Origin of the sequence: Alteromonas lipotrueae (assembly GCF_019249215.1) — a bacterium.
GTDB lineage: Bacteria > Pseudomonadota > Gammaproteobacteria > Enterobacterales > Alteromonadaceae > Alteromonas > Alteromonas lipotrueae.
In genome coordinates this window covers 73,856-86,811 of record NZ_JAESDI010000017.1, presented here as the reverse complement: position 1 = coordinate 86,811, position 12,956 = coordinate 73,856, and the positions used below count along the sequence as shown (strand labels likewise).

General features: G+C 44.2%; 9 protein-coding genes. 2 read left to right on the top strand and 7 right to left on the bottom strand.

Annotation, left to right across the window (positions count from 1 at the left end; genetic code table 11):
* Positions 1 to 819: GGDEF domain-containing protein (locus tag JKP82_RS18045; RefSeq protein ID WP_218398120.1), on the top strand; the 819-nt coding region annotated here is incomplete at its 5' end.
* An 81-nt stretch (positions 820 to 900) separates the two neighbouring features.
* On the opposite strand, the gene JKP82_RS18040 is transcribed toward JKP82_RS18045, so the two are convergent.
* The 6 genes from JKP82_RS18040 to rapA form a co-directional block, all read right to left on the bottom strand.
* Positions 901 to 3,087 carry a response regulator gene (locus JKP82_RS18040; protein ID WP_218398118.1) on the bottom strand — a complete coding sequence of 729 codons (2,187 nt, stop codon included), beginning with the start codon at positions 3,085 to 3,087 and terminating at the stop codon, positions 901 to 903.
* Positions 3,088 to 3,313: 226 nt separating this feature from the next.
* Positions 3,314 to 4,648, bottom strand: a complete 1,335-nt coding sequence (locus JKP82_RS18035; RefSeq protein WP_218398116.1) for an AmpG family muropeptide MFS transporter — start codon at positions 4,646 to 4,648, stop codon at positions 3,314 to 3,316.
* 118 nt (positions 4,649 to 4,766) lie between these two features.
* Positions 4,767 to 5,090: a hypothetical protein gene (locus JKP82_RS18030; protein ID WP_159528586.1), complete on the bottom strand. Its 324-nt coding sequence runs from the start codon at positions 5,088 to 5,090 to the stop codon at positions 4,767 to 4,769.
* 136 nt (positions 5,091 to 5,226) lie between these two features.
* The gene (locus JKP82_RS18025) at positions 5,227 to 6,075 is read right to left on the bottom strand and encodes an alpha/beta hydrolase family protein (RefSeq protein WP_218398114.1); all 849 of its coding nucleotides are present in this window, start codon (positions 6,073 to 6,075) and stop codon (positions 5,227 to 5,229) included.
* Between the two features lie 146 nt (positions 6,076 to 6,221).
* Entirely contained in the window at positions 6,222 to 7,010 is a 789-nt protein-coding gene (locus tag JKP82_RS18020) for a pseudouridine synthase (RefSeq protein WP_218398112.1), read from the bottom strand.
* Positions 7,010 to 9,838 (bottom strand): RNA polymerase-associated protein RapA, encoded by a 2,829-nt coding sequence (gene rapA / locus JKP82_RS18015; RefSeq protein WP_218398110.1) that lies wholly within the window; start codon positions 9,836 to 9,838, stop codon positions 7,010 to 7,012. The genes JKP82_RS18020 and rapA overlap by 1 nt, the downstream gene beginning before the upstream one ends.
* A 383-nt stretch (positions 9,839 to 10,221) precedes the next feature.
* Here rapA and JKP82_RS18010 point away from each other — a divergent pair, with 383 nt between their 5' ends.
* Positions 10,222 to 11,619 carry a PhoH family protein gene (locus JKP82_RS18010; protein ID WP_159528594.1) on the top strand — a complete coding sequence of 466 codons (1,398 nt, stop codon included), beginning with the start codon at positions 10,222 to 10,224 and terminating at the stop codon, positions 11,617 to 11,619.
* Positions 11,620 to 11,692: 73 nt separating this feature from the next.
* Here JKP82_RS18010 and JKP82_RS18005 read toward each other — a convergent pair whose 3' ends face one another.
* Positions 11,693 to 12,955 carry a TonB-dependent receptor domain-containing protein gene (locus JKP82_RS18005; RefSeq protein ID WP_218398108.1) on the bottom strand — a complete coding sequence of 421 codons (1,263 nt, stop codon included), beginning with the start codon at positions 12,953 to 12,955 and terminating at the stop codon, positions 11,693 to 11,695.
* Position 12,956 lies beyond the last annotated feature (1 nt).

Here is a 12,956-nt window from a genome sequence, read left to right as displayed (position 1 = left end):
GATATTAAAGGCTCCTCGTTGTTTAGGCATTTTTCTGAGATTGATGAAAAATGGTTAAGGCTTAAATCAGGCCCTGTTTTTAATCTGAAAAGCCCCGTATTCATTATTTGGGAACAGCGCCAATACTTATTTAAATTTGGCGGTAATAGACCTATTACTTGCCAAGCCAGTTACATGTATCAGAATGTGACTATGTTTCCCTTAGTTTCTGAATCCGGTGAAGTGGAGAAGTTCTGTATCGTAGTTTATGACGTAACAGACCAAGCGCTTAGCAAAATTGGTATGGAAAGACTGAATGAAGAGTTAAAAACAGCCAGTCGAATTGATGGCTTAACTGGGTTATTCAACCGTCGATACTGGCAGGAACGTTTGGAGCAATCTTATAAGTTAGCAAAGCGCCAAGATAAGGCGAGCACCGCTATGATGTTAGATATCGATCACTTTAAAAAAGTGAACGATACTTATGGTCATCAAGCAGGGGATAAAGTTATTCAAATGCTTTCCGCCCTTATTAAGCGCTGTGTCAGGGAAACTGATTTAGCGGGCCGTTATGGCGGCGAAGAATTTGCCGTTATTCTTACTGATTCCTCAGTTGAAAAAGCCGTCATAGTGGCTGAGCGTATTCGTCGTTTAACTGAGCGTATGGTGGTAGAGCATGATGGTGAAGAGATTACTTTTACGGTGAGTTTAGGTTTAGCTGAGTTCGACCCTCACAGTAAAAGCTCCATGGCTTGGCTTGAAAAAGCCGATCAGGCGCTTTACGAAGCTAAAGAAAGTGGGCGAAACAAATACTGTATTAGCCCGCTAGCTGAAGTTTAACGCTACTATTTACGTCGTCATTTCCGGTCGCTTCACGCTAAGTTGGTACTAAGTTTATCGCAACAACCCTGCGTCTACTCTTTATAATTTCAGCAGGGTTAATCCTAAGGTATTTTTCAACTCTTGAAAGGTAACAGGCTTGACCAAATGGTAGCGAATACCAGCAAGCTCAGAGGCCTTTCTATCGTCTTTATGTGCGTTAGACGTAATAGCAACAATGGGGATATTCGGCTTTTTCTCTTTGATAATCTTTGCCACCTCTAAACCGCTTATATCAGGCAAGTTAATATCTAACAAAATAGCGTCGTAAGACTCTTCACGGGCCAGAATGATGGCGTCGTTACCATTGCTTACTGTCTTAGGTGAGTGTCCCATGCATATCAGCATGTTTTCCAGCATTTGTGCGTTTATCGGCTCATCTTCTACCACCAGTATTTTGGCATGATTGACTGGCTGATAGGCGGATTTGTTAGGCTTCGCTAAGTGGTGAAGGGTATCCACAATACGGTTCTTATCTACAGGCTTAACAAAAGATTGCCATACTTCAAGCTGACTGTTTGCAATAACGTTGGCAATATCCGGTGTAGCCGATAACACCACAATAGGTGGCGTACGTTTTCCGTAAATAGCATGAAGAGTTCGAGTAAGCTCTAGGCCATCGATACCCGGCATGTAAAGGTCGGCGAAAATGGCGGTGTATTGAAGTAACTCATCATGCAGGCTTAGTAGGTCTGAACCTGAAGCAAAACAACGCGCGGAAAATCCTTCGCTCGTAATAATGTTTTGAATATGCAGTCGAGAAATTTCTAAATCATCAACAATGGCGAAGCGTGCATTGCTGGTATTAGGTTGTGGGGGGGCGTTATCTGGCAAAGGCGTAATAGGAATATTAGCAACAAATTCAGTGCCAATGCCCTCTTGGCTAGTAAACGAAAGGCTGCCACCGAGTTGAACAATGCTTTTTTGTACGATGGTGAGCCCAATGCCAGCACCCGGGAACCTGTGATCTAGCGGCTGTTCCCCACGGAAAAAGCGCTCAAAAATTTTAGGCTTTATGTCATCTGCAATGCCTAGTCCTGAGTCTTTAACTTTTATGACCAAAAATACTTTTTTGTTTTTAATCCGGGTTGTGATATCTACGTGGATAATGCCATTGGGTGTAAACTTAACGGCATTGTCTAACGTGTTACGGATGACTTTAGATAAGTTAGTGGCATCTCCTTCGATAAAACGCGGCACGCTATGATTGCAATGCATCGTGAATTCGACTTTTTTACCTCTGACCTGAACGGAGTAAGGGGCGATGCATTCGTCGAGCAAGCTGATGAGGTCAACACGATCGATGTGTTTATCTTGTTCGCTGCCAATCGACAAGATATCGAGTAAGTTGTTTGTTAAATTCAATAGCCGATAGCATGATTGCTCAGCTTGTTGAATAAGCTTTCCTTGCTGCTGTTTCATGTTAGGAATAAGTTCTAGCGCAGTAATAATGGCACTAATTGGCCCTCTAAACTCGTGGCTCATTAAGTTTAGAAAATCGCGCTTTTCATTCTCAAGTAAGGCTTCGGCTTCTCGATGTTTCGAAGAAACACGCGCTTCGCTCTTAGGCAAGGGAGTTCTATTTCGGTTAATTTTTGAGGACACAAATAACCACAGCGCCATAAGAGAAAGTGCCAACATGGCGGTAGTTACGAACAGGCTGACCTTCAGATTCTGAGCACTGTGACTTAGCCGATTTAAGGTGATTTGTTCTTCTAGCCGAATATCTTTGATGAGTGGCGAAAGCCTAAGCGGGCGGGATAGATAGTTCGCGACTTCATTAGGGGGTAAATCAACAATGGTGCGTAGTAAATTAAGGGTGACTTTAACCTGTTCGGAAAGGGTAAGCGACGTGCTTCTTTGTTGCTCCCTGATAAAGGTTTCTAGGCTTAGCGCTTGCGTAGTAAAGTCATCGAAATGTGCATCGTCGATTAAAAAAGCATGTTGAAAATGGTACTTTGCTTCAACGGCAAGGGGCATTAATTCCCTCTGGATAGCGGCTATTTCATCTGAAGGTTGTGGAGCAGTAAGTGTCTCAATGCGTCTTTCTATTTCAATGAGTGCATGATGCAGTGAATTGCTCGCATTTAGCGATTGCGACAACGTGTAATGGGTGTGTAAAAAGTGATATAGATAGGCAAAAAAACACAATATAACTACAGCGAACCCTGTAGCGATGTATAGATTCCAATGCTTTGCTTCGTTGAACGGTACTTCATTCTTGCTCATAGCGACTCCATGCTACTACGCTTACTCTTGGTCTTCTTATACCCATTTATTGGCTTTTACTGGACTTCTCTAAGGCCGCTATTACGTCTTAATAGGCTATATTGCAATTAAGTGAAAGCTTATTGTAAGACTCGTTTAGGTCATCATCTTACGAATCCATCTCCTCATCATTGCTTATATGCACAATGGTTTAACTTTAGATGGGAAATGAGTTATTGCAACGTTATTACTCAGAAGTTTTAGATTTCTCCAAATGTGTAATTTTATGCCGAATATTGTGTAGGAACAGCAAGCTAGGTATAACCATAAGTGCAGTAATAACAAAGAACTGGCTCCAGTTACCATCAAGGAAATCAACTACAAATCCACTACTAGAGGCCACCAAGGTTCTTCCCGCTACGCTCAACGATGCCATAAGGGCATATTGCGTGGCACTGAAGGCGCGATTACACAAAAGGGAAATAAAAGCGACCATGGCCACGGTGCTCCAAGCAGCCGTAAAACCGTCGATAATGACCGCAGCGGCCAGAAGCGTAACGTCAGGCCCTGTAGTGGCAATAAGTGAGAACATAAGGTTGGAAGCCGCCATAGCAATGCCGGCAGTCATTAGGCCTTTGTAAATACCATAGCGAATATTGACCAACCCACCTATCAGAGAAAAGATAATGGTTACCCACCAGTTGAGCAGCTTTGAGTAAGTGCCGATATCGCTATTGGAAAAACCAATTTCTTTGTAAAAAACGATACTCATTCTTCCTAAGAAGGCTTCCCCAATTTTAAACAAGAATATAAACAGTAAAAACGACAAAGCGAGTTTTACGCCATTGCGTGTGAAAAACTCGGAAAAAGGGGCCACTAAGGTTTCTTTAAACCAAAGCGCTATTTTAGAAGACGTTGCGCCTGTATTGCTTTGTGCTGGGCTCCCTACCGCTTTGCTACGCAATAGGTCCCGATCTATGTCTGGCTCTTTGGCAAACACCGTGGTAACCATAAGCACAAGCATGAAAAGGGCGAGTAAACCGTAAATGTCAGGCCAGTACCAGCTGCTATTGTCCGCAATAAAAAACGGAATGGCGCCAAGTCCACCATAGCCCGTCCACCATCCTGCGGTGGCAACGGAAGATGCAGCAGATAAACCATCATTGTCATTTTCTTCAATAACATCAATTCGATAGCCATCTATCGCAATATCTTGAGTAGAAGAAAAAATGGCGATGAGTAAACCCACCACTGCCAAATAAAACAAGTGACTATTGGCTGATAATTGTGTCATTAACGCACAACACAGGGCTATGCCGCCTTGCATGATGAAAATCCAGCCTCGACGCTGACCAAGAATTCGAGGTTTTACGCGGTCAATTAAAGGAGACCAAAGAAAATTGAATGAATAGACCGCAAAGATAGCACCAAACAAGCCAATGGCTGACCGAGATAGGCCTTCATCTTTTAGCCAGGCCGATAGCACTGAGCCAATCATAATCCATGGAAAACCACTGGTAATGCCAAATAGAAAAATACTGAGGTAACGTCGGTCGTAATAAGTTTTCAGAGAGTCTAACAAATGCGTTCCATGGCCAAAGCGTGATCCATTCGTATTGAGCCATGATCACGCTTGAGTTTCAATGAAAACGAGCAATAAAGGGTTGAATCACTGATAAATTAACGAATAAAGAACGCCGCTAGGGGCGGATACCTACACAGTCGATGGGGCAGTGCCCTTTACCTTCTAAGAACAATATACAGTTCATTAACTCATCGACGAGATATTTATCTGAACGTAACTTATCTTCTTGCCAAAAGTGGACTTGATGGAGCAAATGCCAAAAAACCCTTTCCTTATACGTGTAAGGTTGGGTAAATGTGTACTCTATCTGGCCCCACTCTTCCATACTATCCCAAAAGAATAGTTCGATTTCCTCGACCGGAAGCTCTCCTTGCCAAAATGACCTCAGATAAAAACACAGCTGCTTGGCCTTTTTGTTTACGAATGTTTGAACAGTCATAGACACACAGCCGCCGTTAATAAAGATTAAAATGAATTATAGTTCAGAACACCCAGTGATACCTCGTGAAGCCCAAGGCAAAAGAGGTAGGATACTGTTTTAAGATATAAATTAGACTAGTTGGTTTAGATTCTAATTACCAGCCTAAATGTTGAGTCCATCCAAGAATACTGCCAGCAATCAACTGAATTTTAGCACTATTCTCATTGTCTATTAGACCAAAGGTTGAATTTTGCGTGTGGAATGACTGTTGTCTGTAGTGAAGTTTGAGGGAGGTGGTGGCAAGTTGCTTTCGTTTCGCTTCTGTTTGCGACGCCCATGTGTTGGTGTCGTTAATTGATAGGTCCAGCACTGGAAATTCTGTTCCGGCAATAAATTCAGGTACACCGCGGTTTATATCGGCGTTGGGCCAAAAGGGGGCGATGGCGACCAAGGAGTCTGGTGATGGAATCATGCCTTTAGATCCTAAATCCAGCAACTGTGCTGCTTGCATACCGTAGGCAATGTTCATTCTAAAGCCTTGATGACTTTCAAGGTGAGTATTAAGTGCATTGATTAATATAGTCAAGTGTTGGCTGGACGACACGTAACTCTGTCGCTGAAGTCGACTGTCAGATTTCGGGTGAATGGCTTCATCGACGGGAAGGTCAGGGTCTGCTTCTAATGTGAAGGAAACTGGGCTAACCACCGCATGCCACCCTTTGGCATTAAGTAAACTGGCTAAGTGACGTGCATCCCCTATGGAAAGACCGCTAGGCGAGGCATCAGCTAAAATAATGGCGGCGCCGCGTGAAATAGGTAATGCTGAGGGGCTCTCAAAAATAGGCACGCGGATTTCCCCAGCCATTACATAGGTAATGTCATCGGGTAAAAAAGCGTGGGTAATATCCTCATACAAGCTTTGCCCTTTTGCATAAGGCACAGAACACAGCAAAAAAGAAAATAAGCTGCAACCCACCAGGAGAAAACGAGATAAACGTAACATGGCGTACCAATAAAGCATTCAACAGTCATATTATCGGCTAAACCTGTGAAAACTTCAGTTCGAACCAAGAGTATTTTTAGCGCCTATTAATTGACCGCATTTATGAATGCGGGTGAAACAGGTTGGTACCAAGCGGCCCCAAAGCCTCAATCAAGAGACAGAGGGGCGGGAGAGTAGTGCGCATAAGCAGTAAATGGAATAGGCGTTTGAAACGTTAGCCAGTTTTCAGATACAGGATGCGCAAAGCTCAAGCTTTCTGCATGCAGTTGTAATCGTTCAGCCATACCTAGTGCTTCTTCATGAGCATAAAGCCTATCACCTAAGATAGGATGGCCTAACTCAAGCATATGGACTCGAAGTTGGTGAGAGCGCCCTGTAACGGGGTATAAGGCAATGAGGGTCTCGCTTTTCTCGTCCTCTATGGGGCTAAGAGCCTGGCTAGTAACAGGGCTTTCCCCCATTTTTGAATTAACCGTTTCGTGTGATTCGTTAGGTGTTACATCAACCACTTCATAATGGGTCAGGGCTTTTTTCCCTCGCTCATAATCCACCATTTGCTTTGGGCGATTAGGCCAATCACAAATAAGGGGTAAGTTCACTTCCCCTTGGTTGCTTTTAACCTTGCCAAAAACACGAGCGAAATAGCGCTTCTTGGTTTGGCGTAATTCAAATTGCTTTGAAATACGCCGATGGCTTTCTTTGTTTAGCGCCATCACCATAATGCCCGATGTTGCCATATCAAGCCTATGCACCACAGTGGCCGTAGGGAACACGGTATTTACTCTGCTTATGAGCGAGTCTCTATGTTCTTCTGCTTTACCTGGCACGCTTAACAAGCCACTGGGCTTATTCGCTACCAAGATGTCATCATCTTGGTAGAGAATAGTTAAATAAGGCTGTTGCGGCGGGTTGTAAACAAATGCAGGATTAGCCATTAAGGGTTGTTCACCACTAAACGTAATGCATCAAACTGTACGTCAGCGCCTTGTATTACTTTGTCTAACGCATTCATTTGGTTTTCAATAAACTCAATTTCACTGTCACGCACTGATGGGTTACGCTTTTGCAAATCGACTAAACGCTGAATTTCACTGTTTAGGGTTTTGTGCATGTTTTGCAGTGCATCGTGTAGCTTTTGATTCGCTTGTTGATGCGCCAGCTTTCTACTGTTCTCAATGGCTAAGGTAAGCGGTTGATGCAGTGCTTTTATAAGCTGATGCGAAATTTTTCGGTTTACCTTACGTTTTACATCAAAGGTTAAATCTACTTGATTGCCTTGCGCATCTAAACAAATACGCAGTGGCGTTTGCGGTAAGAAACGGCCAAGCTGAAGTGCTTTAGGAGCGTTAGCATCTAATACAAATAGGGCCTCTAACCAGTAAGCGCCTTTGGGAAGGTCAGGGTCGGCAATAAAGCCAATGCTGCTCTTACCGTGCACATCACTAAGCACTAAATCGATAGCGGTATGTACAAGAGGATGATCCCAACTTAAAAACTGTACATTTTCTAAGGTGGTCGCCACGCGGCGTTTATAGGTTACCGTCATGCCTTCAGGGTCGAGCCCTGGTAATTGGCTAACCATAGATTCGGTTGGCATTAGAATAAAGCAATCGCTGCCTTTTTCTTCTTGCTGAACACCAATAGCATCAAACAGTCGGCCCATAAAGCGGGATAAATCTTGCGAGTTATCAAGCAATATGATGTCTTCAAGTAACTGTTCAACACGGCCTTCACCAGACGCATTAAGCTCTAACAAACGGTCACGACCGGCTTCTAGCTGTGCCACTAGCTGGCTATTTAATGTGGTACTTAAGTTAATCAGTTCGTCGCGAGTATGAAGGTCGTGTGGGTGCAAACACGCGCCAATCAACAAGGTTTTTACGTCGTCAAACACGCCTGAGCCTGTCGGGCAGGTTTTCTCAAACGCATTCAGCCCTTCATGATACCAATCCACCAACACATGCTGAGCCGTGTTTTTTAAATAAGGCACATGAATTTCAACGGTTTGAGTTTGACCAATACGATCTAAGCGACCAATTCGTTGCTCCAGTAAATCTGGTGTAACGGGTAAATCGAACAACACCAAGTGATGGGCAAACTGGAAGTTACGACCTTCACTGCCAATTTCACTACACAATAAGATTTGCGCGCCGTCTTCTTCATCAGAAAAATAGTGAGCGGCTTTGTCGCGCTCAACAATGGTCATGCCTTCGTGGAATACGCTATGACGTACACCGGTTTGGGTGCGAATGACTTCACCGAGTTCTTGTGCGGTGCGCGCACTGGCACAAATAAGTAAGATTTTTTCTGGTTTAACCGATTGCATGAAATCGAGCAACCAGCCTACGCGAGGATCTTCATCCATCCAGCTATTTACCACGCTTGGCATACGTTCAGGGTATAACGCATGGGTTAAATCACCGCCGGTTACCGCACTTTCATATACCTCGGGTAGTTCAAGTTGGTAGCCAAGTAATACGCGGTCAGGGAAGCCTTCAATATTGGCTCTGCGGTTTCTAAACAGCATTCTGCCCGTACCGTGGCAATCGATAAGCTGATGAACCAGCTCTCTGCGTGCTTCAGGTTGTGCTAAATCACCGGCATTTTCCATCACATCCGGGGCGAAGTCGATTAGCTTGGTGCGTTGTTTTTCGTCCGGCGTGGTGTCTGAAAGTAAAGGGGCTACGGCGTCTGCAAGCTGACTGTAACGCGACTCTTCATTTAAAAAGGCTTCGTAGCTATGAAAACGAGCTGGGTCGAGTAAACGCAAACGAGCAAAGTGGCTTTCATGGCCGAGTTGGTCTGGGGTTGCAGTAAGCAGCAATACCCCTGGCGTTTCATTGGCTAACGCTTCTACGCAAGTGTACTCAGCAGAGGGCGCATCGGCAGACCACGCAAGGTGATGGGCTTCATCAACCACCATTAAATCCCACGATGCCGCTTGAATCTGTTGTTGACGCTTTTCGCTCTGACTCAAAAAATCGATGCTACATAGCACTAACTGGTCGTTATCAAAGGGGTTAGTTTCACCGTCATCATCTAAGGCTTCGCATCGGCTTTCATCAAAAATTGCGAAAGGCAGGTTAATTCGGCGTAGCATTTCAACCAGCCACTGATGCACCAATGAATCTGGCACTAAAATTAGCACTCGCTGCGCACGACCGGTACGAAGCTGCTGATGGATAATAAGCGCAGCTTCAATGGTTTTACCTAAGCCAACTTCATCGGCAAGTAAAACACGCGGAGCATGACGGCTACCCACTTCAGAGGCAATGTGTAGCTGGTGGGGAATAAGGGAAATACGTGCGCCGGCTAAACCAAGTGTGCTAGAGCGTAAATAGTCATATTGATGATTTAGTGCGTTTAGGCGCAAGTCGAACCACTTAGGGTGGTCGAGTTGTTCACTGAATAATCGCCTTTCAGGTTGGTTTAATCGAATGTGGTGATCAAGTAAGGTTTCAGAAAGACGAACTTGTGCTTTGGTGTCTTCGCGAATGCCGAAATAAATGCAAACGCCCTGACTTTCTTCAATTTCAGAGATGGTCATTTGCCAGCCGTCTTGGCTTTTCACGGTTTCGCCAATATCGAATACCAAACGGGTCAGTGGTGCGTCTTGCTTTGTATACATTCGCGCTTCTCCCGTGGCAGGGAAAAATAACTCAACTGAGCGAAAATCAACACTAATAACAGCGCCTAAACCTAATTCGGTTTCAGTATTACTTAACCAACGCTGACCAATGGAAAACGGATTTCCTGAACTCATAAATCACCAACCTTTTTTGCGGGGGCGGTATTGTACGCATTGTGTATTAATAAGTCATTAATACTAGCCCATTTGTGCGTTTTAATCTTGGTGAGTGAAATGTGGTTGGAGGACGGCTATTTGAGGGTAATGAACGAAGAACAAAAATTATTTCGCAGAAAAACAGTGCTAATAATGAAAATCTGGATTATGGTGGATTTAGCGCTTGTGATTGTTTGTTGGGCAAGCGTGTGAAGTGGCGGTGTTTAGGTTGCTGCCACTTTTCGGTCGACGCGACAAGGAGTGGAAGTCCTGTTCGAGCGACAACTTCTTCTCCTTCAGCGGAACTGTTCCTAGCACGCTAATTTGTTGTGTGTGCCTGGCCTTATTTACCGGAGTAAAGGATGCCAAGAAAAAATTCCACTGATACAAAAATATACGTCCTCGATACCAATATTCTGCTGCACGAACCTCACGCATTTCTCTCCTTTAAAGAACACGATGTTGTTGTACCAATGACCGTGCTTGAAGAGCTAGATTACATCAAAGACAGTAAGAAAGACGTTGCCCGAGATGCGCGAGTATCTATTCGTGCAATGGAAGACTTACTGCACGATGCGTCACCTGAAAATATGGTGGCCGGTGTGTCTATGGTTGGAATGGGCGCAGGCGAAACAGCGCCGACGGGATCTTTGTCAATTTATACTGATTTGAGCATGGCCCAATCCCAGCAAGTGTTCACCAGTAATGAGAACGACAACCGCATCATTAATGTGGCCTTGCATTTACAAAAAGCGAATGCACCGCAACAAGTGGTGTTAGTCACTAAAGACCTCAACATGCGTCTTAAAGCGAAAGGCGCAGGTCTTGCGCATGTTGAAGATTATCGCACCGACCAACTTATTAGTGATATTAAATATCTCTCTCGGGGGTTCCATCGCTTTGAGGGGAACTTCTGGGACAAGGTGAAAAGCGTAGACAGTCGCACCGAAGGTCGCGATACCATTCATACCATTCCCAAAGCGATGCTGCCAGAAGCTTATATAAACGAGTTTTTACTCGATGAAAGCAACGACTTTGCTGGACTGGTTGAAGCTATTAACGGCGACTCTCTTGAGGTGCTTGATTTAGGCTATGAGCGCTTAATGGGCCGTCATGCGTGGGGAATCACGCCAAAGAATATTGGCCAAGCCATGGCGCTTCATGCGTTACTTGACCCACACATCGACTTAGTGATCCTTACCGGCCCTGCCGGTAGCGGTAAAACCCTATTGGCCCTAGCCGCCGCCCTTGAAATGGTGGTAGAGCGCAACATGTACGATAAGATAATCGTAACACGTAGCACCCCAGAAATAGCGGAGTCGATTGGTTTCTTACCGGGAACCGAAGAAGAGAAAATGTTGCCATGGTTAGCAGCCATTACTGATTCGTTAGAAGTGCTGCATAAACACGATGAAAACGTGAAAGGCTCTATGAACTACATCATGGAAAAAGCCAACATTCAGTATAAGTCGGTTAACTTTATGCGGGGGCGAAGCATTCAAAACTCTATTGTTATTTTAGATGAATCGCAGAATTTAACGGCATCACAGCTTAAAACCATCATCACCCGATGCGGTGAAGGTACTAAGATTATTGTGGGCGGAAACTTGGCCCAAATAGACAGTAATTACTTAAGCGCTGTGACTTCAGGACTAACCTACTTAGTAGAGAAGTTTAAAGACTTCTCGGGCAGTGCAACCTTAAACTTAGATGGTGTAGTACGAAGCCGCTTAGCCAGCTTTGCGGAAGAGAATTTATAATGTGTTACTAATGGTGTGCCTTGGAGGGAAATTCCCCCAAGGCAAACCAGCTTTTAACGTTATGGGTACCGTTTTAAAACTTCCCTCTGAAGCCGACATTGTAGCGCGGCCCGTATGTTTCATAATCAATAAGTTGATTGCTGAAACGACCATGGCGTCGGGTGCTTTCATCCGTAATGTTGATACCGTCGAGGAATACAGAAATATGATCATTTATTTCATAGCTAGCAGAGATATCAAGTTGGCTGTACGACTCGGTAAAGGTAGGCTCTAAACCGCCTGAAAGTAAAAACTCATCGCGCCAGTTATATGCTGCCCTAACTTGATACTCATCTTTTTCATAAAAAACGACTAGGTTGGCCGAGTCGCTTAAACCTGTTAATGCAAAATCATTTTCTAGCGAGTACACATCGTATTCATCAGCACTGTTCACCATGGTGTAATTGACAATAGTGCCAAACCCAGTTTCGCCAAACAGATGTTGAACGTTGAATTCCCAGCCGTACACGCGGGTGGCGTCTAGGTTTTGCGGTGTGGTAATTTCCCATTCGATGATAGGGTCGCCTGGTTGCGATAGGCAGTCAGCGACTGGATTTGTTACCGAGCCGTCTGGACAATTTCCTCTAGGGTTAATGCTGGGGTCTGTTAGTGGGCCATTAGGACCTATTAACTCGCTCTCTATTTGACCTGTTGAAATAAAGTTATCAACTTGCTTTCGGAAGTGGCCTAAGGAAATATAGCTACCATCGTCATAGTAATACTCTAGCGATAAATCGATGTTCTGAGATTCAAACGGAAGTAAATTAGGGTTACCTTGAGAAGCTCTAAAAGGGCCGCCGGCGCGATGTAGATTTAAGCTGGTAGCGGGGAACATAGCGCCAATGCTACTTCTAGCTATTGTTTTACTGTAAGAAAACCTTGTTACCAAGTCATCAGTAATTTCCAAGCTTATGTCTAAATTAGGTAAAAACTGTTCATAATCGCCTTCGAGTATTTCAGTGACTTCTTCCTCGGCGAAGAGTTTATCAAGCTGTATCGGTGTTATCCAATTGAAGCCTATCACAGGGCGTTGGATAGAGTAGGATTCAACGTCAGTCTCTTCGTACCTTACGCCAAAATTGGCATTAATAGGCATATTGTTGAAATCTGTAACAAAATCAAAAGAAAGGTATGCCGAAGTTGTTTCTTCAGTTATCCCATCTTTTGTCACATTGGCTTCGTTGTATAGGGATTGTTCGCGAACTAAATCAAGAAACTCGTTCGCACTAAAAACAGGTAAATATTCAAATCCTACTCCGCCATCAATGAATCCGTATTCAAGCTCACTAATATCCATA